We start from the raw sequence: 24,294 nt of genomic DNA, 5'->3' as shown, positions 1-24,294 counted from the left end.
GTTTCCCTCCCAAGGGTGAGAGTAGACACTTCTCAAGGATTACCTTGCCAATAATCTGACGTATCCGGAATACTCTTAATTACGGTGTTCACTAACTTGCCGTTAACTTTCTCAACCTTACGAATATGGGTATCAAATATGACGTTCTGCGTTTTCTGGTCAAATTTAAATGGTCCTCTAGGCGCGTCAAATTGGACGGTCCGAATTGCCTCGAGAAGTTTTGCTTTGTCGGAAGTATCTCCACCTATGGCTTCGAGGGCTTTGACAATAACTTGAGCGGAGACATATCCTTGCTCAGCAAACATATTGGGACCATCGCCGTATTTTGAAGTATAATTTTCAACAAAGTTTTGGTTCTCCGAATTTGTTAAAGCAGCACTGTAATGAAGGGCACTGATGATTCCCAACGCAGAATCACCTTGACCGGGAAGAGAGGACTCGTCGACAAGATCTCCGGCACTAAATAGTTGAATTCTTTGGAGTCCGTATTCTTCGTATTGCTTAACAAATTTGATGGAATCGGCTGCTGAAAAGTGAACAAATACAGCATCAGCATCCTTGACTTGGGCAAGATAGGGACCATAATCGGTTGTGCCTAGCTTAGGATAAATTTCTTGGATGACCTCGCCGCCTGCTTCTTTAAAGGAGATCATAAAGCCTTCGGCCTTTTCCAAGCCAGCAGCGTAATCCGGTGCCATAACGACGACCTTGCGGATTTTCAGTTCATTAAACATGTATTTGGCGAAGGGATATTCATACTGTCCATTGGCAAAGGACACTCGGAAGATATATTTACTGGCATCTCCTCGTGTTAAGTTTCGAGCCCCAGCGTTAGAAATAATAAAGGGTAATTCATTTCCTACGACATAGTCTCGGATAGCATAAGCGACAGTACTACTTACAACTCCGGTTAATATGTCAACTTTTTCGCTTTCTACAAGTCTCCTGGTTTTTTGTAGGCTCACTTGCCCGTTCATCTCAGAATCTTCTTTAATAAGTTTGAGGTCTCTACCGCCCGCTTTCCAGCCCACCTCATCTAGATATAATTCTACCCCTCGGGTGATGTCTACCCCATTACTTGTAAATACACCGGTGTAGGGAACGAGTAGACCAATTTTAATCGGATCTGCGCTGGCTTGCCTTTTATCCGCTGGGGCATTGTTCGATTGGGTCCCGCATCCGGTTCCTGTAAGGCTCAAAAGAATAATGAGAAAGAGAATACCCATTTGGATGATTAAACTTTTTTTGTGCATGACTTTTATCTCCCCCTTTAATTTCGACAGAGCTTCTTCTGCCTTATTTGAAATCTCTACCTTCAGCTTATTCTAAAGGGGCATAAACGGTGTTTGGGATTTTTAATCTCTTTTGTGTTGGAGCTATCACATATTCAAAACTGCAAGCATACTTTATAAAGAATAAAATACAAGGTTCATGAATGAAGATTTATTATAAGAAAGGGAGGCTGTTTAAAGATGCGAGTAACATTTAATATTAGTTCAGGTTCTGAGGATCCCAAACAAGCTGTTGAGCTAAGGGAAAAGTTTGAAGCTCTAATGGTAGAATACGGACTACAAGGAACCACCCGTGGAGACGAATATAGCAAGCGGGCGATCTTTAACGGTTCTTATCGTACAGAAGCAAAAGAGGAATAATACTTAAAAGCACCGTACCTGCCGAGGAGGCAGGTTTTTTTCTGCTAGTCAGACTTCCGTGCTGCATGAGCATCACCGGCGGATGGAAAAGAGCAAAAAGAGGGCTGGTGCCAAGATTTTTTTGGCTCCAGCCCTCTAGACTTATTACTGGTCTCGTTCAATCCTCTGGATTCTCTTCTTTCTTAGTGCGTTTGGCTCTGTTCATTGCTTTTTCAAGTGCTTCTGCTCTCGCCTTTTCTTTTTCCTCACGACGGACTTTTTTCTCCTCGGGGCTAAGTTTAACCCGTTCGGAGGTTGGTGTTGCGGGAGTGCTTTCGCCATTTTTACGGTCTTTTCTACGTTTGCGCGGAGTCGCCGTTGGGGTTAAAACAGCGGGGGTTGTTTCATCCTTTTTGTGGCGGCGACGTTTTTTTTCTGCTGTCTGCTCGGTGGGCTGTTCAGAGTTGATGCCTTTAGCGTGCTTTCTTTCTTTTCTACCTTTTGCTTTCTCCTTTGCTTTTTCTTGAGCGATATCTGTGGCGATCTCTTTGAATTTATCTCGAATCTTATCTTTATCCATATCGACTGCCCCTTTCTGTTCAACATTTACAAATTGGCTGTATTTCGGGTCAAGGGTGAGCTTTGAAAGCTTTTCCCAACACTTTTGGGCTTTCTCAGAGTCTCCGGCACGCTGATAACAAGCTCCTAGATCATAGAGTATCTGTAAATACTCCTCTTCTGGAAAAACACTATGGTCTCTTTCATAAGCGAGTTTAAGGGACTTCAATTCTTTAAGGATTTTATCATTTCCCTGGAAGAAGCTGGGGGAATAATGGTACATCACTTTTGCTAGAAGCAGGTGCAGGGTATAGTTGTGGGGATCCTTGGCGATGGCTTGCTTGATTTGTTTCATCCCTTTGAAGAAATGATGATAAATCTCCGCGGGATCTGTTTTGCCTTGTCCTAAAATAGCCAGACTGCTGCCGAGATAACCTTGGGCTAAGGGATTGGTGATATCTGCTTGATGAGCTTTGAGTAAAACTTCATAAGCTTTAGCACTCGCTTTCTTATGACCGGTGACTGCGAACTCATGAAGTCTTATTCCTTCACGGAGAAGTTCTTCTGGGGTTAAATCTGTGGTGGCAGTCAAAGGATTTTCTAGGTCTTCATCCAGAAGTTCACTCACAGCATTTGAATAGGGGGTATTTTCGCAGTGTGAAAGTTTTAGCCAAGTAGATTGGGACTCCTCAGACATGTCTAACCGATCATAGGCATCCCCCAAGTCATAGAGTATTTGCCAATAGGTCTCTTCAGGAAGCAAGGATGAGTCTTCTTCATACCGTCGGACAATATAGCTAAAATCATGAATGGCAGTAAGAGTTCGTCTGAAAAAGGCTTCTGGGATTTGATAACTATTGTATCCTCTAATAAATCGGATTGTTATATCGTCCGGCCTCGAGTTCACCGCTTGATCCAGGAGCTTGATTGCATGGGAGGCATGGCGGAACATTGTGCTGGTATCAGAGGAGTTTAAGCCAAGAAGACAGAGGCAATCTGCATAGTAGGCTTTAATTAGAGGGTCATGGGGATCGCGCTTATAAGCTTGTTTGAAGATCTCAAAAGCTTTATCAAGGGCGTATTCATCATCTTTGATCGCTCGACTATGCAGGCTGATCCCTTCCTGTAGTTTTTCATCGTACATGAGTTTAGACCAATCATTTTTGATACCGGATCTCCGTTCCGTTTGTCTCTGCCAACGGGGTAGTTTGGAACCCAAGAGCCCTTCCTGGTTAATAAGCTCTTTGTATTTGGGGTCGCTGGTGAGGGAAAGGAGCTTGCGGCTGGTTAACTCTGATTCCTCTCTTTTATCCAACCGATGGTATGCTGAGGCTAATTCGTAGAGAATCTGATAGTAGAATTCTTTAGGAAATAAGGAATCGTCTTCATCATATCGCGATACTAAGTAAGTGAAGTCTTCAATAGCAGTATCGCTGCGATGAAAGAACTGTTCAGGGAGCCTTGCACATACAAAAGCGCGCAAGCCGCGAATATCAAGATTATCAGAATCAAAGGAAACGACTTTATCAAGGATTTTTAATCCTTTGATTGCTAACTTGAAACGTTCACTGACGTCCTGGGCATCCCTCCCCATTAAGGAGATGACACATCCGAGATAGGCCTCCGCCATTAGATTTTGCCGATCATTTTGAAGTAAGTGGATAAGCAGTTTAAACGCTTGAGGGACAGCCTCTTTCTCTCCGGCCAACCCTAATTGATAAAGCGCTATTGCTTCAGAATATAACTCTTCATTTGACTTTCCGCCGGTATCCACGGACTCCGAATCTAAAGACCAGATTTTTATATGACGAATATCGGCTAGGGTATCAGAAATCGGTGGAAGGGAAGCCAACGGAGAATCAGGAACTTCTACGGACGAATCAGAGTCTGCTTCAGGGGCATCGGTGTATTCTTGTGGAGTTTGCAGATCAAAGGGCTCAGATATAATAGCTTGTTGAGGTGCTGGTTCTGAAGATTCCGCAGGTTCTAGGATTTCTACAGACTCATCCAGGGGGGGTGCCATTTCTTTTTCCGGAGTCTGAGGTGGTGATATTGGATTTTTGCGAAGAGGAACACTTGACGATCCTTTGTCCTTAGAGAGGATATCAATCACCAAATCAAGGGTTTGCTTGATTGCGGGATTCAGGGGGTGATTGGTAGCCTGTGGCTTTCCTAGTGAGCGTGGTTTGGGAATTTCATTCGAGGTAGTAGTGTCGTTAGTTACAACTAACGGAGGTATTTTTGCTTGTGCTTCAAGAATTTCGTTTGGGGTAGGTTTTCGTCTGGGTGATTGGGCTTGGATATTTGATTTGTTTGTATCAAGTTTTTTTTTCTCCGTTTTGGGTGGATGGTTGGTTTTGTCCAGCTGTTTTTTTTCTTTTTTGGCCCACGGTTTAAGCCAAAAGCTTGATTTCTTTGACATTAGACAACTACCCTCCTGTAAAGCGATATTTCGCCATTGATATCCTTCCTTACTTTATTCTGTGACTCAATAGTATGTGATAGGAGGCCGTGCTTAACTTTGTGCACGGCCACTTGATTTAGAGGTCTTTGCCCAGGGACATATTGTATTTTCTAGCCAGGCGACAAGGGAAAAAAGTGCGATTCCCATTATGGCCAGGATCGTTACTGCTGAAAAGGCCAAGGGTCCGTTCATCTGTGATGTTGTAATTAATAAGGAATAGCCCAGACCTTTGTCGGCACTAACAAATTCGCTGATTACAGCACCTACCACAGCCATACTTGTAGAAACCCGGAGCCCGTTAAACAGGTAGGGAAGGGCGGCGGGAAAGCGGATTTTAAGGAAAGATTGTACCCGGCTTGCCCCAAGAACATTAGAAAGCTCAAGTAACTCACGGGGTGTGGCCTGTAACCCAGAGACCATACCAACCATGATAGGGAAAAAGCACATGAGAAAGACCATGGCAATCTTGGAGGTTTGACCAAGGCCCAGCCATAGGACAAGTAAGGGGGCAATGGCGACTTTCGGGATGGATAGAGTTGCTGCCAAGAGCTTATAGAGGGTTTTCTCAAGTAGTGGAGAATAGGCAATAATTACTCCGAGGAAAATCCCAATTCCAAGGGCGATGATAAAACCAATCAGAACCTCTCGTAAAGTCACGATAGTGTGCATATAGAGATACCCGGAGGATTGCCCCATCTCACCGAGAATGGCTGACGGGGCAGGCAAAAGCCATTGGGGCAACTCGAAGAGATGAACGAGTGCCTCCCAAAGGACCAGCACGACTCCAAAGCTCAGGAGAGTCATGACCCATTCGCTGTTGTAAAGCTGTTTCCAGCGATTCTTCATCGCTATGACTCCTTTCACAGTGCGTTAGAGCCAAGGAGTTCATGCACCGTTTTCGCACAGATGCTGAAATCCTGCTCATAAAGATGTTCTTCCTTACGAGGGCGGGGCAGGGGGACATCGATAATGGCTGCAATTCTTCCGGGCCTGGGTGTCATCACAATAATTCGGTCAGCGAGAAAAACAGCTTCTTGAATGTTGTGGGTTACGAATAGCACCGTCGTCTGTTTGACGCTCCAGATGTCGAGTAATAAATGAGAAAGCTCAAAGCGAGTAATAGCATCAAGTGAGGCAAAGGGCTCATCCATGAGCAAAATCTTTGGGTCTGAAATGAGGGCCCGACAGATGGAAACCCTTTGCTGCATACCATAGGAAAGCTCTTGGGGTTTGCGATGAATAAAGTCTTTTAGTCCGACCATGTCCAGCAATTCATAGGCTGATGCTCGGGCTTGGGTCAAATTTTGTCCCCGAATCTCACTAGGCAAGAGCACATTATCTACTACTTTGCGCCAAGGGAGCAGGGCAGGTTGTTGAAACACCATGCCCAGAAGATGCCGGTGGGATTTTTGGAGGGGTTGACCATCGACGGTAATGCTTCCTTTCGACGGTTGAATCAACCCCGAGACGAGTTTAAGCAGGGTTGTCTTGCCACATCCACTTGGCCCTACGATGGCAATAAATTCTTGATTATTAATTTCAAGGTTGATTCCCTCGAGGGCGGTCATGCCCTCTCCGGAAGTAAACCGATAGCTCTTTTCGATATCGGTCAAGGATAGCAACGCAGTCAATTTATTCCCTCCTCTTTTTGATATGCTCTGCTATTCCTTAGGTGGGAATAGTGGTTCTTTGGGAAGGAATTCAGTAGTATAGACAGATTCTGGAGAAAGTTCCTTGTTGATCCCGTAGGCGTCCAAGACGATTTTAATGGTCTGGGTCATGCGGTCATTAGACATCGAACCGAGCCCGTTTGCGTAAGCTTCCTCGCCAACAATGGCTTTAAAGTTTAATTCGGATTCCCACATTTTCACAGTAATATCGGGATCGGATTCGGGCACATATTTTTTTATGATTTCCCCTACTTCGGAGGGATTTTCTATACTATATTGAAGTCCCTTTAAGAACCCGGCAACAAAACGGCGAACCAATTCGGGGTTTTCCTTAAGGATACTCTCATGCACTATGATGGTTTCACCGTAGCGGTCTAGTTTTCCATCATCTCTGTAAGAAAAGAAGGAAATAGATTTACCGATGAGTTTTTCAACCCGAGGGATATACTTTACCATTGTCGTAAAAGCATCTGCCTGCTTTTGAGCAAAGGCACCATAGTGAAGGGCGGGATCGATATATTTCCATTCTATCGTGTTCTGATCAATGCCTGTAGCTTTGGCAAAGGCGGGAAAGAAAAGAGTGTTTGAGGCGTTGGCAGCACCGATGATGGATTTACCTTCAAGATCTTTAGGAGATTTAATTCCCAGCCCATCATGATACATAACAATCCCTTGATAGGAATCTTTAAAGCTGGCTACCGCCTTTAAGGGGGCATTTTCCTTAGCCTGAGCTAGAATAACTGTGCCCACATCGGCAATTCCGAACTCTGCCTGCCTCGTTGCAATCTTTGTCACGGTATCTCCTGAACCATAGCCGCGAATGATGTTGACATCGAGATTTTGTTCTTTCCAAAAACCTTTCTCTAGAGCAACCCAGTAAGCGGCATCCTCAGGCAGCCATTGCAGGTTAAAGGTCACTTTATCAAGGTGGGCTGGAGTGGAAGAATCATCTGGGTTTGAAGCCCCCTGAGTGTTGCAGCCAATTGTTCCAAAAGTAAGGGAAAGAAGAAGCAGGGCAAAGGAAAGCAACTTCGGACACTTTTTCAGCATGAATAAACTCCTCTCTTAGATATGAAGCAGTTCTTTGATATTGCCGCTGAGGACTTTATCACGGTTTGCATCATTTAGCTTGAGAATAAGGATTTTGGTCAATTCAACCTTGGGGTTTGATAAGGGGAATTCGGATCCAAAGATGACTTTACTTGGACCTGCCTTAGCAATGGTTTCTTTAATATGCAGGAAACTGCCACTGGAGGTTTCTAAGAAGAAGTTATCCAGCTTTATCGCAGCCTCGAGTCCTTCCACATCGGCGGGACCAAATCCCATGTGACCAAGGATGAAGTTTGTCTTCGGGAATTGTTTGGCCAGAGCAATATATTTGGCTGTATTGGAGCCTGGGCTAAAGACTGTGTGTGAATAGACAGGGAAACCGTGTATACCGCAGATAGAAGCTAGTTCGGCAACAGCCTTGCTGGAAAAGGAGAATTGGTGAGTCATGGGGGAGAGCTTTAGGCCGCGAAATCCACTTTTGAAACCATTTTCTAACATGCTTACCACGTTGGCTTCGTGGGGGTCTAAATTCATGAACCCTATGAGGATGTCAGGGTGAGCTTTAACTGCTTGGGCAATATACTCGTTATTGGGGATTGGGTTCTCTGGCTTAGATTTTCCTGTGACATAGTTGGTCATTTTGCGAACATCCATTGTACCGCCGGGGAGGGTAACACCACGGTCGATGCCTGCTTCTTTCAGCTGTTCAAGGTAAAGGGCGAGATTCCCGTAAGAGCTATCCGATAGATGGGCATGCGCATCAATAATCATTAGGGTTCCTCCTATCGTTCAATCGCGGACGACACGGATTGATTTTGCCCCTGTTCGCATGAGCTTGGGTAGAAATTCAAATTCGCAGGGTATACCGAGGGAGTACTCCATTTTGCTGGCGAGACGATCGGCTAATTCTGGAGTAGGTTCAACCCCAGGGGCAAGTTCGGTGCGGATTTTTAGGTGATCATTATCTTCGGGTTGCACCACAAACTGATACCAGTTTCCTACCTCGGGTAACCGCATGAGGAATTCCTCTAGATAGAAAGGAGAGAACCCAATTCCTTGAATAGTGACTTGATCTACAGTCCGCCCCCTCATGAAAAAGCGAGGAAAGGTCATGCCACATTCACAAGGTTCGGGATCGATATATCCTAAGTCTTGAGTTCGATAACGAAGTAAAGGAGTATCGAAGCGCAAGAGAGGTGTCGTGACAATTTCTCCGATTTCCCCTGGCTCTAGGACTTCGCCTGTTTCGGGGTCGATGATTTCAATAATGACGTGTCCCATGGGAATATGATAACCCGCATGGTAATCGCATTCGATACCTAACCCCATGGCCTCAAGGGATCCATAGTAAAAATTAGTGATAGTCCCCCAGATTTTCTCCACGCGTTCCCGGAAAGCGGGTGAACAGCCTTCGCCTGTTAACCAAACCTTCTTGAGGTTAAGGCTGGCTAAGTCAAAATCCATCTCTGCCGCGGCTTCGGCAAGGGTAATAGAATAGGAGGGTGTCGTCATGACCACTGTGGGCTGCAAATCCTTCATGACTTGAACGGTTTTTCTGGGGGTAGAATATGCTCCACCTTTGCCCACGGGTACAACGGTGACACCGGAGATCTCCATAAACACTTTGTGGAAGGCTAGACCCGAGGAACTCATTTCATAAGGCAAAGCATTAATACAAATATCTCCGGGGACAAGTTTAAGCAAGTGGGGATATCCTGCAGAGAATTCATTAAGATAGAGATCCCTCCAGCTTTGCATCATATAAATTTCTTCTCCTCCGGTAGTACCTGTGGAGACGTGTACCAAACTGATATCTCGCTTGTCTGTGGCCAAGAGCTGCCAGGGATCTCTGCGCAGTTCTTCTTTGGTGGTAAAGGGGAGTTTAGCGAGATCGGTCAGGGTTTTTATATCTTGGGGCTTAACTCCCGCTTCTTTCATTTTTTCAAAATAAAAAGGGTTTTTATAAGCCTGGGCAACATTTGCGTGTAAGGCATCCTTTTGAAACTCTAGAAGTTTCTCAAGGGTCGCTTCTTCTTCTGTGAGGTTAGAATAACGATTGAGTATAGGCTCTTGAGTATAATTGCGCAGATGTTTAGTAAAGCGATATTTCATAACAAATTCTCACTCCATTTACATTTGTATTAATTGGAGAGTGTGCGATTAATCCGTATATATAACCCTCTTGACTTTTATCATGGGGCGATCCATTCTTTCGACGAATTGCACTTCACAGGGTAACCCTATTGCAGCATAGAGCTGGCTGGAACATTTATGGATTAGCTCAGGGGTCACTGCAACACCGCGAGCAGGTTCGGTTAGAATGGTAAGTTTTTCATTATCTCCATGCTGAACAATAAATTGGTACCAATTTCCGATTTCAGGGAGATTGATAAGATGTTCTTCTAAAGCATAAGGGGAGTAGGATTTTCCCTTGAGAGTAATGTGATCGGCCACGCGCCCTAAGTGATAGAGTCGAGGTAAAGCGACCCCGCATCGACACATCTTGGGATTAAGGTAACCTAAATCTTGAGTGCGGTAGCGAATTAAGGGGGTATCAAAGCGGAGAAGACAAGTCACGACAATCTCACCAATCTCGCCGGGCTTGACGACTTTACCTGTAGCGGGATCAACGATTTCGACGAGAACATGGGCTCCGGTTACATGCAGGCCATCATGCTGATCGCATTCTCTTGCGATAAAGCCACATTCTGTGGCTCCATAATGAAAATTAACTGTGGTATTCCATATTTTCTCCAGTCGGCCTCGAAAGGCGTTGGAGCACCCTTCCCCGGCGACGAATATCCTTTTTAAAGGAAGGGTTGTTAAGTCAAATGAGGCTGTCTCAGCCGCTTCGGCAAGATGAATCGCGTAAGAGGGAGAGGTAGCGAGGAAGTTAGGTTTGAGGTTTTTCATGAGTTTAATTGTTTTTTCTGGTGTAGAATAGGCACCGCCTTTCCCAACTGGAACGGAGGTGGCCTGGTGACCGATTAGAAATAGATTATGGAAATTAAGTCCTGACTGACTCATTTCATACGGCAGGGCAATAAAAGTAATGTCTTCTCTCTTGACTGGAGTAAGACGAGGATAAATAATAGAGTGATTGAAGTAGTACTCTTTCCAAGTATGGGGAGTATAGATTTCTTTTCCGCCTGTTGTCCCGGACGAGACGTGAATTAGGCTGATTTCTTTTTTGTCACAAGCTAAACGAATCCAGGGGTCTTGCCGTAAATCCTCTTTTGTCGTTAAGGGGACATTTGCAAAATCCTCTAGAGTTTGGATATCTTCGGGTTGGACCCCGGCTTGAGTCAATTTATCACGATAAAATGGAGAATTTTGATAGGCATGGCTGAGCACTTCTTTGACAGCTTCCTCTTGATACGCTTGGATGCGTGACCGGGACATTTGATCTGGAGTAATCGCTTTGGAAAAAGTGCGCTCGACGAAGGGAGGGAAGGATGCTTCTTGGATAAGTTTTTCAAAACGCGAGGCCATTACTGTTCACTCCTTACTTATAGTGAAGATTGATAAAACGTAAATATGTGAGAGAGTTTTTTCTTGGATAGAAAAGCTATTTATTGTTTTCCTTAACAATCTATTCCTAGCCGAAAGGATTGGTTAACTCTACGTAGTGTCCGGCTAAGTTTTTAGAGAACCTGCTTCATTTTATGCGGAAAGGCAAAGGGATGATTTTATGCAGAAAGCCAAAGGGTTGTCTGATTACTAATTCGATTGATTAATAATTGACAAGATTGGGTAATGGGTGCTAAAATATCTAAATGTGGTGACTTCTCACCGCAACCGCGCGAAACAGGCAAATTAACAGGTTTTTGGATTAAAATTTCATTTTTCGGGGTTTCTTCGAAGAAATTTTAAGCGAGCCGGCCTGAAAAGGCGAGTCTAGGCATGGGAGGTGTAATTATGTACGCAGTGATCGTAACAGGTGGCAAGCAATTCCGTGTTGAAGAAGGCGGAGTCCTCTTTGTGGAAAAGCTTGACGCTAATGTAGGAGATACCGTCACTATCGATGAAGTTCTTTTAGTTGAAAAGGACGGAGCGGTAAAGGTTGGGACTCCAGTTGTAGAAGGTGCTAAAGCTCTTCTTAAGGTCGTTGAACATGGCAAAGGCGAAAAGATAATTGTATTCAAGATGAAATCTAAGAAGAATTATCGTCGTAAACAAGGCCATCGCCAGCCCTACACAAAAGTAGTGGTTGAAGCTATTCAAGCCTAAGATGAAAAAACAAGGTATTATCTTGAATCTTTGGTTGGATGACAGCCAACGGATTCACAAGTTTGAATTAACAGGGCACGCAGGATATGCCGAGTATGGACTTGATGTTGTCTGTGCCGCCGTATCCGCGCTTGGTATCTCAGCAGTCAACGGCTTGGAACGTTATCTTCCAAACAAACCGGAGGTTGAAGTGGACGACCTGCAAGGGTTTTTAAGCTGTACTCTCCCAGAATTAGAGCCTGTGACACTGGATCATGCCCAATGGATTTTAGGGACCATGGTTTTAGGTATTGAAGGAATTCAACAAAGCTATGGTTCAGAGTATGTGAAAATCAATCGGAGGAGGTGGACTCCATGTTAAAAATGAATCTGCAATTATTCGCCCATAAAAAAGGGGTAGGTAGTTCTCGAAATGGTCGTGATAGTAATGCTCAACGTTTAGGCGTGAAGCGTGGAGATGGTCAATTTGTTACTGCAGGTAACATTATTGTTCGTCAACGCGGAACAAAGTTTCATGCTGGCAAAAACTGCGGCTTGGGTAAGGATGACACACTCTTTGCTACGATCGATGGCTATGTAAAATTCGAGCGCAAAGATCGCACCCGTAAACAAGTTAGCATTTATCCTGAGCGCCAGGTTGCTCAAGCTTAATTTTAGCAGTCAGAATCGCACCCCTGGGATAATCCCGGGGGTTTTCTTTGTATAGGGGCAAGGCTACAAAGCAAGCTGGACAATGTCTCCCAACAACAGCAGCAAATAAGCTCTGAAAGGACTGAATAGTGTGCCTGATAAATCTTCCTTAGAACGAACTCTCCTAGCAGAACAGCTGGATCACTACCGACTGCAGCGCCACGACTTTCTCAACCACTGGCAAGTGATTATGGGGTATTTGCAGCTGGGAAAAGCAGATCGAGCTTTACTTTATATGCAAGAAGGGGTCAAGGGATTAGAAGTTGAGCAGCAAATCGGGCAGATTCCTCAGGATATCGTGGTCGCTTCTTTGCTTGGTTTGGTTATTGCCCTACGTAAGGAAGGTCTTTGGGTTGATGTTCAGCTCGAGAGTTCTTTGAAAAAAGAAGAATTTTGGCAAGGCTTTTGGCAGAAGGAATATGGAGAAGCTCTATTCGGGTACACTAAAGAGTGTTTAGCTGCAATTCTTAAGAGCCATCGAGGTTTAGAGGATCCAGTTATAGAAATTGATTTGTGTTCTACGGAAAGCTTTGGCTGTCGTATAGCTTTATTTGATGATGAGAGAGTTATTTGGGAACAAAGTCTATGTTTGTAGTAATTTAAGGGAAAATAGATTAAAATACGATAAAGGAAACTTACTTAACTCTGGATAACTTTCGGATAAGTAAAGTTATGTGACACGATGTGTACTATATGGGCTTAGGGATCAGAAGGGGATAATGTCATGTTTTACGATCAGGCAAAAATCTATGTTAAAGGTGGAGACGGTGGAGCTGGAGCAGTGGCTTTCCGTCGTGAGAAATACGTTCCTGAAGGAGGACCCAATGGCGGGGATGGTGGCCGTGGCGGGAAGGTGATTTTTGTCGCCGATGAAGGCTTGCGGACCTTGGTGGATTTCCGCTATAAACGCCACTACAAAGCCGATCGCGGGGAGCATGGACAAAGTAAAAATATGCATGGGCGGAGCGGCGAGGATATGTCCGTGCGGATTCCTGTGGGCACCGTAGTGAAGGATGCGGATTCGGGTGAAATTCTCGCCGACCTCGTTGAGCATGGGCAACGCGTTATTGTAGCCACTGGCGGTCGTGGTGGGCGAGGCAATGCTCGTTTTATGAGCAATACGAACAAAGCTCCGACGGTCGCTGAAAAAGGGGAGCCCGGAGAGGAACGGAACCTACTGCTCGAGCTGAAGCTTTTGGCTGATGTAGGACTCGTCGGGTTTCCTAACGTTGGAAAGTCGACGATTATTTCGCGGATATCTGCTGCTAAGCCTAAAATTGCTGATTATCATTTTACGACGCTTGTTCCCAATCTGGGGGTAGTTGCTCTCGAAGATGGGGAAAGCTTTGTTGTGGCTGATATTCCCGGTCTCATTGAAGGTGCCCATACGGGCGCCGGCCTAGGGCATGAGTTTCTTAGGCATACGGAAAGAACTCGTCTCATCCTGCATGTTCTGGATATAGCAGGTTCAGAGGAGCGGGATCCTTTAGAAGATTTTCAAATCATCAAGGATGAGCTTCGCCAATATAGTCCTGAGCTGGCAAAGCGGACGATGTTGATTGTAGCGAATAAGATGGATATACCCGGCGCTGAGGAAAACTTTAAACGATTAGAAGATAAACTGGGCGAAGAGTATCGCATTTTCCCGGTGTCTGCTGCGACGGGGGAAGGACTTCAGGAGCTGGTTTATGGGGTAGCCCAGGTTTTACCGGAGGCGCCTGTTCCAGAAATCTTCGTGAAGGAGGAGGAGCAGCATAGGGTGACCCATGCGGAAGCCCCCAATCGTTTCGAGCTGACTCGTGAAGGGGATAGCTTTATTATTACGGGCCAAGAGATTGAACGACATGTGAAAATGACGATGTTCGAGACGGAGGATGGCCTTTACCGCTTCCAAAACATTCTTAAAGCCATGGGCATTGAGAAGGCTCTGCGCTCAGAAGGGATTAAAGAAGGGGATAAGGTTCATATTGCCGAGCTTCAATTTGAGTGGCAAGAGTAAACAGACTTAAAGTGAGATAGTGATACTCCGAGTGAAAAACTATGGAGTTGGCGATGGATAGGAGGTTTTGAGGTGTTAACTGGAAAACAAAAGCGTTTTCTTCGTGCCATGGGCAATGAAATGGATCCCGTTTTGCAGGTCGGCAAAGGTGGAGTGACAGATTCTGTCGTTGTTCAGACTGACGAGACATTGGCAGTTAGGGAATTAATAAAGGGTAGAGTCCTTCCGAATAGTACAGAAGATGTTCAGGGAGCGGCCGAGGTGTTGGCTGAACGTACTTCGTCTGAACTAGTTCAAGTGATTGGTAGAAATTTTCTGCTTTATCGCGAATCTAAAAAAAATCCCGTCATTATGTTGCCGAGATAAGCTAAGCTCGGTTCAAAAAAGGTGGAGCATGAGTTGATGGATCCAATGAGTAATAAATTTGTTGGTTCACCCAAAAGACTAGGGATCATGGGAGGTACCTTTGACCCCTTGCATTATGGGCATCTGGTCGCTGCAGAGATGGCTCGTCATGAGTTCAGCTTGGAGAAAGTGGTTTTTATTCCTACGGGTAACGCCCCGCACAAAATTGGTCGACGCATTACCGCTCCTAGGGATCGTTATGAGATGGTAAAGCGAGCGATTGCTGATAATGTTTTTTTTGAGATATCAGATCTTGAAATCGAGCGGAAGGGTTATTCCTATACAGTGGATACCCTGCGTCAATTGCATGGAATCTACCCAGATCATGAACTTTATTTTATAACAGGAGTCGATGCTTTTCGGGAGATTTTTACTTGGCGCGATGTCCAATCCGTTCTTTCTTTAAGCCATTTCATTGGGGCCTCCCGGCCTGGCTTTGCTCCAGATGAGTTTCTGCTAGAATTTGAAAGAAAATATCCAGAGTTTATCCCTCACATACACCTTTTCGATGTACCGGCGCTTGCCATATCTTCGACGGATATCCGTTCGCGGGTAAAAGAGGGGAAGCCTATTCGTTATCTGCTTCCGGAGCCGGTTCGGATCTATGTTGAAGAAGCGGGTTTGTATGTGATATAGTTGATTATACGATTAAGCAAGTATAGTTCTGATGCTTTTGCTTATACTAAAATCGAATTCAAAAAGCAAGAGGTGACAACAAAATGGCTACTTTATATGTTGGAAATTTGCCCTGGAACACGACGTCCGAAGATCTCAATTCTTTCTTTGGCCAGTATGGTCAAGTCATTAGCAGCCGCATCATTACCGATCGCGAAACAGGCCGTTCAAGAGGCTTTGGCTTTGTTGAGGTTGAAGATGACGATGCATCGCGTATGGCAGAGGATCTCAATGGGAAGGACTTCGGTGGTCGTCCTTTAACAGTGAACGAGGCCCGTCCAAAGCAACAGATGTAAAAAACATAATCCCAGGGAGACCCTCTTACCGCAAGGTAAGAAGGGTCTTCTCGGCGTATCTGAATCTATTTAAAGGGGTTTAAGTGTCATGGATATTCAGCAAGCCAATGAGCTCGCTCAACGCTCTATGTCGACGAAACGGTTTAGCCATACGTTGAGGGTCGTACAGTGGGCACAGGAGCTAGCCGAGAAGCATCATGTGGACGAGGTTAAGGCTCAGATTGCTGCTTATCTACATGATATAAAAAAAGAAATCAGCCTGCAGGAGCAAATAAAGTTAGCCAAGGAATGGCAGTTAAGCCAATATGCTGCAGCTGAAGATCATCCACATGTACTTCATGGCCCGCTAGCAGCCTATTGGTTGGAACATGAAGGGGGTTATAAGGATGCGGAAGTCCTCGCTGCCATAGCAAATCATACCTTGGGAGCTCCGGGAATGGGGAAGCTAGAGATGCTAATCTATAGTGCAGATTTAACAGAACCTCATCGAACATTTCCCAATGTGGACAAACTCCGTCAATCCTTGTATGATAATCTTGAGAACGGTACACTGTTGTGTGTTGAACATACTTTGAATTATTTACGAAAGAGTAAGCGTGTCATCCATCCGCAGACCCGGCTTACTTATGAAGATTTAAAAAGGAGGCAAAAATTTGCTGACAGATGATCAATTGCAAGGGGCTATAACTCTAGTTGAAGAGAAGAAGGGTCGAGAAGCCATACTCCTTGATCTCAAGGGTATTTCGATGGTCACGGATTATTTCTTGATCGTCACCGGAAATTCCACGACTCAAGTCAAAGCGATTACGGATAATTTAACCGATAAACTCCCTGCCTTAGGGGTGACTGTCTTAAGAGTCGAGGGTCTCCAAGAAGCCAAATGGGTTCTTGTGGATTGCGGGGATTTGGTGATTCACATTATGACTCCGGATCAACGTGAATTTTATAATCTTGAGCGGCTTTGGGGAGACGCCAAGCCAGTCAGCTTTACTACGACCTAAGCAAGTCGATTGGATCAGATAGATTTTAGAAAACTTGACATTTTCATTAATTATGGATAGTATAAAATATATTTCGTGCTATATTTTTAGTTAATGAGAAGAATAAGAGCGTTAAAGGCAATGAAGGGGAGCAATCTCATAGTCCTCATTTTAGAGAAGCAACGGCTGGTGAAAGTTGTTTGAGGGCTTGGTGAATTCTCACCCCTGAGCTGTATCCAGGTAAAAATGGGTACCGGTACGAACCGTTATGATCGGCAAAGTGCTATTGAAATTGGGTGGTACCGCGGGATTATGCTCTCGTCCCTTTAGGGGACGGGAGTTTTTTGCTATTTAATTTAGTTTTAAGTAAAACGATTAAGCAAGCTCGGATTTAAGGGGGAAGTATTTTATGCAAGAGAAATATCTGTTTTCGGAGATTGAATCCAGATGGCAGAAGCAATGGGTGGACAGAAAAGATTACAAGGCTGAGAATCATTCCGATAAGCCGAAATACTATGCTTTAGCTATGTTTCCATACCCTTCAGGTAATCTTCATATGGGACACGTTCGTAACTATTCCATCGTGGATGTCATTGCCCGATTTAAGCGGATGATGGGCTTTAATGTCCTGCATCCCATCGGTTGGGACTCCTTTGGTTTACCTGCCGAAAATGCAGCGATCAAGAATCAAACACCGCCAGCGGAATGGACTTGGAAAAATATCGCGAATATGAAGCGGCAGCTCCAAGAGATGGGGATTTCCTATGACTGGGATCGGGAGTTCGCCACTTGCCATCCGGATTATTATAAGTTCACCCAGTGGATGTTTTTGGAGTTTTATAAGCATGGTTTGGTATATAAGAGAAAAGCTGCCGTCAATTGGTGTCCTTCCTGTGCCACTGTACTAGCCAACGAGCAAGTCGTGGATGGGGCCTGTGAACGTTGTGATACGGAAGTAACGAAAAAAGATTTGGAGCAATGGTTCTTCAAGATTACGGATTACGCTCAAGTGCTACTGGATGATTTGGAGAAGCTAAAGGGCTGGCCTGAGAAGGTCAAGACCATGCAGAAGAACTGGATTGGTCGCTCCGAGGGGACAGAAGTAGAGTTTACGGTTGAGAATCGTGAGGATAAGATCAGAGTCTACACCACACGGGTGGATACGATTTTTGGGGTGAGCTATGTGGTTTTAGCCCCAGAGCACCCTTTGGTTCAAGAGCTGATTGCGGGTACAGAATATGAACAAGAGGTGCAAAATTTTGTTAGCCGGATGAAAGGCCTCAATGAGATTGCGCGAACTTCCACGGAAACCGAGAAGGAAGGCTTGTTTACCGGTGCCTATTGTCTTAATCCTTATAGTGGTGAGAGGGTTCCCATCTGGATTGCTAATTATGTCCTGTTTGATTACGGAACAGGAGCTGTTATGGGCGTACCTGCACATGATGAGCGGGACTTTGAGTTTGCAACAAAATATAAGCTTCCTATAAAAACGGTTATTCTTCCCGAAGACGCCTCTGTAACGGAGAAAGATGCTCCGCTTCAAGTGGCTTTTACTGGTGAAGGAATCATGGTGAATTCGGGAGAATATGATGGGCTGAAGAACATGGACGCTTGGGATAAAATGTCCGCTCAAGCTGAACAGGATGGCTTTGGGGAGCGGAAAGTGAACTTCCGCCTCCGTGATTGGCTCATCTCTCGCCAGCGCTATTGGGGGGCGCCTATCCCGATGGTGTATTGCGACCATTGTGGAATCGTCCCTGTCCCTCAGGATCAGCTACCGGTACAGCTCCCTGATGACGTGGTCTTTAAAGCCGGAGAAAATCCATTGACCTCTTCCGAAAGCTTTAAGCAAACCACTTGCCCTACCTGCGGTGGTAAGGCTCGACGTGAGACTGACACTATGGATACTTTTATGTGCTCTTCTTGGTACTTCCTCCGCTATACTGATCCGCAAAATAGTAAGCTGCCTTTCTCCAAGGAGGCTGCAGATCAATGGATGAATGTGGATCAATATGTCGGCGGAGTAGAGCATGCTATTCTTCACTTGCTTTATTCGCGTTTCTTTACCAAGGCATTGCGTGATTTTGGTTACCTCAAAGTTGATGAGCCCTTTGAAAATCTTTTAACTCAAGGGATGGTCTGCTTGGGTGGGGCAAAGATGTCCAAATCTAAGGGCAATGTGGTAAGCCCTGAGGAGATTATCTCCAAGTATGGCGCAGACACAGCCCGCCTCTTCATTCTTTTCGCAGCTCCTCCCGATCGGGACCTAGAGTGGAGTGATCAAGGAGTAGAAGGTTGTTACCGCTTCCTTAATCGGGTGTGGCGCCTGGCAGCTCAATATGAGGACGTCCTGAAAGGGCAATCTTCGGGTGAGGCCGCTAGTGTTCAGGGTCGCAACTTTGGCGAATTGGATAAAGCTGCTAAGGATATGCGTCGTCAAACCCACCAAGCGATTCAAAGGGTGACCTCGGATATTGGAGTGCGCTTCAACTTCAACACAGCAGTCAGCTCAATCATGGAGCTGGTCAATGCCCTTTATCTCTATAAAGAACAGCCTAATGTGAACGTAGCGGCTGCCAGTGAAGCTATGGAAAGCGTTCTCCTGCTCCTGTCTCCTTTTGCCCCGCATATGACGGAAGAGATTTGGAGTCAACTGGGTCACGAAGAAAGTATTCATCGCATGGAGTGGCCGAAGGTGGATGAAAGGGCGCTTGTTCAAGATGAAGTCACCGTAGTACTCCAAGTCAACGGCAAGCTTAAGGACCGAATTCAGGTTTCTGCCCAAATCTCTGCCGAAGAATTGGAAGCTCAGGTTCGACTGTTGCCTAAGCTTGAGGAGTGGACTCAAGGAAAGCAGATTGTTAAGATTATTACCGTGCCAGGTAAATTGATTAATGTGGTTGTTAAGTAGGTTTTTCGCGAAGAACGGTTACCGCTCGCTTTGAAGTTGTTCCCTTTTATAAACAAATCCTTGGGATGGTGTTAAAGCTAGATTTTGGACAGGTCGTGCACTCTGGAACGGCCTGTTTTTTCTGTATAGAGCGTATTGGCAGTAATAACGATTTAATGGTTCCAAGAATGAAAAAATTTTATGTGCCATTATGCAAAGCAGTATTTTGCGGATTCGACAAACCTTGCCGAAATTCGAGAGAGGAATTAGAGGAAAATATGGAGAAAAACCCCATATCACCATCGAGATACGATTAATCTCAGGGAATAGGGGGTGATTGTGTTGGAGCGGAAAATTCGCTATGTTTGGTGGGGAGTCTTAGGGCTTTTGATTGTGGTGGCTCTCGGGAAGTTTATCCTGCCTCACAATTCCAAGGTTTTAGTTGAGGGAACTGGCGAAAATCGGGAGATCATCGTCTATGTATCCGGTGCTGTAGAGAAGCCCGGGCTGGTTCATTTACCGGTGAATGCTCGTTTAGATGATGCTTTAAAACAAGTCAACCCTTTGCCTGAAGCGAATATCGATCAGATTAACCCTGCGGAAAAGCTTAAAGACGGTCAGAAAGTCATTGTTCCTTATAGGCCGGCGCCGCAAACTGTCGCCCAACAACCGGGAATTGTACCTAATACCCAGTACCCTGTTCAGGCAGCTTCTAACCTCATCAATATTAACACAGCAGATGGTGGGGAATTAGATAAATTGCCGGGCATCGGGCCAGCGCTCGCTGAACGGATTATTCAATATCGAATGGAGCATGGTCTTTTTCTTCAGCCGGAGGATCTGAAAAACGTTTCCGGTATTGGAGATAAGACTTATGAAAAGATGGCTGATATGGTTTCGGTGGGACCATGAGAGACACTTGGGCTAAACGTTTATCGGCACTACTTATAGGCGGATTAATCGGTGTTTATACCCCAGAGTCCATGAGGTGGATTGTTTTGGGGATTTTTCTATTAGTGCTTATTCGTATTGCCTTTTGGAAGCCTCGGGATTTCTTTGGACCTGTCATACGACCTGAAGTCTTCATCCTGTGTGCTAGTATTCTTGTGGGGTTTGTCTATGGACAGACGGCAAGCTATGACTTAGCACCTCCGCTTACGATGAGCCAAGTTCAAGTAATAGGAGAGTTGAAGGATTGGTCTGTTAACGATGATGGGGCAATAGGGATATTCGAGATACTTGAGCCTGTCACTATCCCTGAATCGTCACTTGCTCAGGAGAACGGTACAAAGAAGAGCCCGAAGGCTATTGACTTTCTTGAGAGAAAATATCGCCTTCGGGTTTACTTTGATGCAGAGGGAAATCTGCCTGAGGGCTGGGAAGGTGTGCGCCCAGGAGATAAGCTCAAATATACAGGTAAGATTGAACAGCCGAAACCCCCTGGCACACCGGGAGAATTTGATTATCCCTTATATTACGCGGTTCGCGGCCTTTCTGGAGGAATAACAGCTCAGGGTAAGGTAGATTTATTAAACCCAGGAAAACCGCCCTTAGGCTGGCTGGTCCGTAATCAGGTCAGGGAACATTTAGCGGCATTTTCTCTGGCTCAGACGGGTCTTTTAGAAGGGATATTGTTTGGCGATACAAGGAGGATACCTGAAGAAGCGCTGGAGAGTTATCGGATTACAGGAGTTTATCATGTCTTTTCCGCGTCTGGTTCTAATGTAGCCTTCCTGTTATTACTTTGTTGGAATATGTTATTCCTTGTGCATCGTTTTCCACGAGTGGGATTAACCATCGGGGTATTGATTTTCTACGCTATCCTATGTGGAGGAAATCCACCAATTCTAAGGGCGACGATTATGGTCGTTTTTGTTTTATTGGGTAAATTGGGCAAAGGAAGAGGAAATAGTCTACGGGGGCTCTTGCTGGCAGCTTTCTTTTTATTCATTTGGCAGCCTTTGATTCTTGAAGATATTGGCTTTCAACTATCCTTTATGGCCACTTGGGGAATTATTGTCCTCAGCCCTGTTGTAATAAAGGTGAAAGGGATTAGAAGCTGGCCCAAGTTTATAAAAAGTGCCTTTTCCATGTCCTGTGCTGCTCAAGTCGCCACTCTACCCTTGATGATTAGTGCCTTCCATCGTTTGTCTATCATAGGCCTTTTAGCGAATTTATTGGTCTTATTTATCCTGGGAAGTATCTTTCAACTGGGAATCCTCGGTGCTTTCCTTTCCTTTATCCCGCAGGTTGCTTTGCCTTTATTTCAGGTGAGTCTCTGGCTATTGAATGGGGTGAACAAATTCCTTATTCACTTAGCTGGGCTCCCCTGGGCTGATGTGTGGGTAGTGAATCCAGGAGCTCTCTTTTGGTTATGTTGGTATGGCTGGATACTAGTTCTCTTAGTCAGCAAAGCCAAACTTGGCTTTATTATCAGTGTGCGGGCCAGAAATCTACGGCGGAAAATAAGTCTCTTAGTTGAGAAAGTACCAGCCTCCATCAGGGAGGTTGGGATGAGGGTAAGGAAGTTTGCTGGATTAAATAAGAAATCCAAGAAATATGACGGTGTATTTAAGTTCGCAGGGCAAAAACTCGGGTTTAATGGGCAAAGAGCACTCATAGTGTTACTCTTGCTGCTTTTTATGTGGAGTCCTTGGAATACTCCCAGTGTCCTTCAAGTAACCTTTATTGATGTAGGACAAGGCGATTGCATCCTCATTGAGACGCCGAAGGGTGCTCGGGTTATGGTGGATGCTGGGCCCAAGACCAATCGCTTCGATGCAGGGGAGCAAATTATTGTGCCTTATCTTCTCCAACAGGGAATCAAAAGATTAGATGCTCTGATTCTGACTCATCCTCATAGTGATCATGTGGGAGGGGCGAGCGCAATCTTGGAGACGATTCCGGTAGGTTGGGTTGGCATTCCTGAGGATGGGAAAGACTGGTTAAGTCTCGATTCAGCAGAGGAGAGTGGTTCAGGGGGAAGCCAGTGGGACGGCTGGGAAGAAGTAGGATTGGATTGGAATCTGGTTAGGGTATTAGAGATGATGACGATTGAAAGATTGACCTGTGGAGATACCCTGGTTTTGGATTCGAATAGTAGGCTGAAAGTGCTGGCTCCTGGAGCGATACTCTCAGGTACAGAGTCTGATGAGAATAATAATTCATTGGTTTTGCGTTTGGAGAATGAAGCAGGCCAGAGTGTGTTGTTCACTGGGGACATGGAAGAGGAATTGATGGGAGAGCTTTATCGATCGGGACAGGTTTACGACGCGGATTTGTTTAAAGTGCCTCACCATGGCAGCCGCTACTCGATGATGACGGACCTGTTGGATCAGATTGACCCTCAAGCGGTTATTATTTCGGTGGGGAGGAACTCCTTCGGACACCCCAGTTCAGAGGTCCTCAGCTATTGGGAGGAGCGCCACGTTCCGGTCTTTCGGACGGATGAGGACGGTACTATCCAAGTGAAATTAGATGGGAAATCGATAGAGGTAGTCGCTGGAAGAGAAAAGTAAAAAAAATAATCCGTATTAGGTATAAATCTTTTATACGTGGTAAGAATAGGAAGGAACATCTCTTTTCTCCTCCTCTTTCTTTTGCCCCTTCATTTTTTGGAGGGGTCTTTTCTTTGCTTTCTTATCCTACCTTGGTTAAAATAGGAGGATAGGAGGGGTACTATGTTGGAAGTTGACCAAGTAAGGCAAGCAATCGCTAATAATCAAGTTCCTCCCGTCAGTCTTTGGTTTGGCGAGGAGCGTTTTTTTATTCAAGAAGCTCTTCATCTCTTAAAAAAGAGTTATCTTGCCCAAGACCCTTCGGGTAGTAGTATAGAAGTTTTGTCCGGGAAGGGTAGTAACCCGGAGCAGATTGTGGAAATAGCCAACACAGTATCCTTTTTTGGGGGTAAACTGATTATTGTCGAGGATATTCCTTATTTTCAGGATGGACAAGGGGATGCTCTTGAGCCTTTCTTCGGCTATTTCGAAAATCCCAATCCTGGGGTTTGTTTAGTTTTTCTGGCGCAAAGCGTGAATCGTGGACGAAAGTTCTATAAAGCCATTGATAAAGCCGGGGCAGTACTGGAATTCGGGAGTCCGAAACGTCTGCAAGAATGGATGGCTTGGCTGGATCGGGAATTAGCGTCCCGGAATAAAACTATGAAGCCTCAAGTAAAAACACTCTTCATTGAATGGGGAGGGCACCAAGTCGGAATCTTAAGCCAAGAGTTGGACAAACTCGCCCTCTATGTGCAAGGCCGAGAGATTCGGGCTGAAGATGTGCAAAGTATAGTTCCCCAAGCGGTAGAGGCTACCGTGTTTGAACTCTTGGATGCAGTGGCTGCCCGTTCGACCAAAGTAGCGGTGCAAAAACTTCAGCAGGTTCTGCGTCAGGAGCATCCTCTAAAAGTTTTGACCATGCTTTCGAGACAGGTGCGTTTACTGCTTGGCTCAAGAGCTATGCGTCAACAGGGTAAAGGGGTGGAAGAAGCTTCCCGGCTTTTGAGTATCAAACCTTTTGAAGCGCAAAAAATCTGGCAGAAATCAAGCCAATTGACTTGGGAACAATTAGCCTGGGCCTTGCAGGAGTGTCTGGAGACTGATGTAGCAATCAAGACGGGTAAAGGAGATCCGGAGTTTTTGTTGGAACTGATGATTACGAAGTTCTGCGAAGCATGAGGCCGGGAAATTAACGCAGTACAGCCATACTTGTCCCAAATTCCCAAGCGCTTGGGAATTTGGGACAAGTATGGCTT

At 45.3% G+C, this 24,294-nt stretch carries 23 protein-coding genes and 1 other annotated feature; of the genes, 15 read left to right on the top strand and 8 right to left on the bottom strand.

What is annotated here, in order from left to right:
* Window positions 1-32 precede the first annotated feature (32 nt).
* On the bottom strand, window positions 33-1,253 hold the full coding sequence (locus tag DESDI_RS14720) for an ABC transporter substrate-binding protein (protein ID WP_015263410.1): 1,221 nt from the start codon (window positions 1,251-1,253) through the stop codon (window positions 33-35).
* A gap of 219 nt (window positions 1,254-1,472) precedes the next feature.
* Between DESDI_RS14720 and DESDI_RS14715 the strand changes: the two genes are divergently transcribed.
* The gene (locus DESDI_RS14715; RefSeq protein WP_015263409.1) at window positions 1,473-1,652 is read left to right on the top strand and encodes a hypothetical protein; all 180 of its coding nucleotides are present in this window, start codon (window positions 1,473-1,475) and stop codon (window positions 1,650-1,652) included.
* Between the two features lie 157 nt (window positions 1,653-1,809).
* On the opposite strand, the gene DESDI_RS14710 is transcribed toward DESDI_RS14715, so the two are convergent.
* The 7 genes from DESDI_RS14710 to DESDI_RS14680 all read right to left on the bottom strand — a co-directional run bounded on the left by DESDI_RS14710 (window position 1,810) and on the right by DESDI_RS14680 (window position 10,865).
* Window positions 1,810-4,611 carry a tetratricopeptide repeat protein gene (locus DESDI_RS14710; RefSeq protein WP_015263408.1) on the bottom strand — a complete coding sequence of 934 codons (2,802 nt, stop codon included), beginning with the start codon at window positions 4,609-4,611 and terminating at the stop codon, window positions 1,810-1,812.
* Between the two features lie 93 nt (window positions 4,612-4,704).
* Window positions 4,705-5,499 (bottom strand): ABC transporter permease, encoded by a 795-nt coding sequence (locus DESDI_RS14705; RefSeq protein ID WP_015263407.1) that lies wholly within the window; start codon window positions 5,497-5,499, stop codon window positions 4,705-4,707.
* Window positions 5,500-5,513: 14 nt separating this feature from the next.
* Window positions 5,514-6,284: an ABC transporter ATP-binding protein gene (locus DESDI_RS14700; protein ID WP_015263406.1), complete on the bottom strand. Its 771-nt coding sequence runs from the start codon at window positions 6,282-6,284 to the stop codon at window positions 5,514-5,516.
* Between the two features lie 30 nt (window positions 6,285-6,314).
* Window positions 6,315-7,373 (bottom strand): ABC transporter substrate-binding protein, encoded by a 1,059-nt coding sequence (locus tag DESDI_RS14695; RefSeq protein WP_015263405.1) that lies wholly within the window; start codon window positions 7,371-7,373, stop codon window positions 6,315-6,317.
* Between the two features lie 15 nt (window positions 7,374-7,388).
* Window positions 7,389-8,144 (bottom strand): amidohydrolase family protein, encoded by a 756-nt coding sequence (locus tag DESDI_RS14690; protein WP_015263404.1) that lies wholly within the window; start codon window positions 8,142-8,144, stop codon window positions 7,389-7,391.
* Between the two features lie 18 nt (window positions 8,145-8,162).
* On the bottom strand, window positions 8,163-9,485 hold the full coding sequence (locus DESDI_RS14685) for a phenylacetate--CoA ligase family protein (protein WP_015263403.1): 1,323 nt from the start codon (window positions 9,483-9,485) through the stop codon (window positions 8,163-8,165).
* A 48-nt stretch (window positions 9,486-9,533) separates the two neighbouring features.
* Window positions 9,534-10,865, bottom strand: coding sequence for a phenylacetate--CoA ligase family protein (locus tag DESDI_RS14680; RefSeq protein ID WP_015263402.1), 1,332 nt, complete (start codon window positions 10,863-10,865; stop codon window positions 9,534-9,536).
* Between the two features lie 426 nt (window positions 10,866-11,291).
* On the opposite strand from DESDI_RS14680, the gene rplU reads away from it, so the two are divergent.
* The 14 genes from rplU (at window position 11,292) to holA (ending at window position 24,217) form a co-directional block, all read left to right on the top strand.
* The gene (gene rplU, locus DESDI_RS14675) at window positions 11,292-11,603 is read left to right on the top strand and encodes a 50S ribosomal protein L21 (RefSeq protein WP_015263401.1); all 312 of its coding nucleotides are present in this window, start codon (window positions 11,292-11,294) and stop codon (window positions 11,601-11,603) included.
* Window position 11,604: 1 nt separating this feature from the next.
* The gene (locus tag DESDI_RS14670) at window positions 11,605-11,964 is read left to right on the top strand and encodes a ribosomal-processing cysteine protease Prp (RefSeq protein ID WP_172635911.1); all 360 of its coding nucleotides are present in this window, start codon (window positions 11,605-11,607) and stop codon (window positions 11,962-11,964) included.
* A complete protein-coding gene (rpmA, locus tag DESDI_RS14665; protein WP_015263399.1) occupies window positions 11,958-12,254 on the top strand; it encodes a 50S ribosomal protein L27 in 297 nt (98 codons plus the stop codon). Before DESDI_RS14670 ends, rpmA begins: the two co-directional genes overlap by 7 nt.
* 130 nt (window positions 12,255-12,384) lie before the next feature.
* A complete protein-coding gene (locus DESDI_RS14660) occupies window positions 12,385-12,888 on the top strand; it encodes a Spo0B domain-containing protein (protein WP_015263398.1) in 504 nt (167 codons plus the stop codon).
* A gap of 129 nt (window positions 12,889-13,017) precedes the next feature.
* A complete protein-coding gene (obgE, locus tag DESDI_RS14655) occupies window positions 13,018-14,292 on the top strand; it encodes a GTPase ObgE (RefSeq protein ID WP_015263397.1) in 1,275 nt (424 codons plus the stop codon).
* Between the two features lie 72 nt (window positions 14,293-14,364).
* Entirely contained in the window at window positions 14,365-14,658 is a 294-nt protein-coding gene (gene yhbY, locus DESDI_RS14650) for a ribosome assembly RNA-binding protein YhbY (RefSeq protein WP_015263396.1), read from the top strand.
* A 45-nt stretch (window positions 14,659-14,703) separates the two neighbouring features.
* On the top strand, window positions 14,704-15,333 hold the full coding sequence (nadD, locus tag DESDI_RS14645) for a nicotinate-nucleotide adenylyltransferase (RefSeq protein WP_041219997.1): 630 nt from the start codon (window positions 14,704-14,706) through the stop codon (window positions 15,331-15,333).
* An 83-nt stretch (window positions 15,334-15,416) separates the two neighbouring features.
* Window positions 15,417-15,668 (top strand): RNA-binding regulator, encoded by a 252-nt coding sequence (locus DESDI_RS14640; RefSeq protein ID WP_015263394.1) that lies wholly within the window; start codon window positions 15,417-15,419, stop codon window positions 15,666-15,668.
* 88 nt (window positions 15,669-15,756) lie between these two features.
* Complete coding sequence (gene yqeK / locus DESDI_RS14635; RefSeq protein WP_015263393.1) at window positions 15,757-16,335, top strand: bis(5'-nucleosyl)-tetraphosphatase (symmetrical) YqeK; 579 nt, start codon at window positions 15,757-15,759, stop codon at window positions 16,333-16,335.
* A complete protein-coding gene (gene rsfS, locus DESDI_RS14630; RefSeq protein WP_015263392.1) occupies window positions 16,322-16,669 on the top strand; it encodes a ribosome silencing factor in 348 nt (115 codons plus the stop codon). Before yqeK ends, rsfS begins: the two co-directional genes overlap by 14 nt.
* Window positions 16,670-16,780: 111 nt before the next feature.
* Window positions 16,781-16,977, top strand: a binding site (T-box leader).
* Window positions 16,978-17,057: 80 nt separating this feature from the next.
* Window positions 17,058-19,559: a leucine--tRNA ligase gene (gene leuS / locus DESDI_RS14625; RefSeq protein WP_015263391.1), complete on the top strand. Its 2,502-nt coding sequence runs from the start codon at window positions 17,058-17,060 to the stop codon at window positions 19,557-19,559.
* Between the two features lie 321 nt (window positions 19,560-19,880).
* Window positions 19,881-20,450, top strand: coding sequence for a ComEA family DNA-binding protein (locus DESDI_RS14620; protein WP_051015681.1), 570 nt, complete (start codon window positions 19,881-19,883; stop codon window positions 20,448-20,450).
* Window positions 20,447-23,056, top strand: a complete 2,610-nt coding sequence (locus tag DESDI_RS14615) for a ComEC/Rec2 family competence protein (protein ID WP_015263389.1) — start codon at window positions 20,447-20,449, stop codon at window positions 23,054-23,056. Before DESDI_RS14620 ends, DESDI_RS14615 begins: the two co-directional genes overlap by 4 nt.
* Window positions 23,057-23,218: 162 nt before the next feature.
* Window positions 23,219-24,217, top strand: coding sequence for a DNA polymerase III subunit delta (gene holA, locus DESDI_RS14610; protein ID WP_015263388.1), 999 nt, complete (start codon window positions 23,219-23,221; stop codon window positions 24,215-24,217).
* Window positions 24,218-24,294 lie beyond the last annotated feature (77 nt).

It is taken from the genome of Desulfitobacterium dichloroeliminans LMG P-21439 (genome assembly GCF_000243135.2).
In the GTDB taxonomy this organism is placed as follows: Bacteria; Bacillota; Desulfitobacteriia; order Desulfitobacteriales; family Desulfitobacteriaceae; genus Desulfitobacterium; species Desulfitobacterium dichloroeliminans.
The sequence above is the reverse complement of the archived record's forward strand: the minus strand, read 5'-3'. Positions and strand labels throughout refer to the sequence as shown.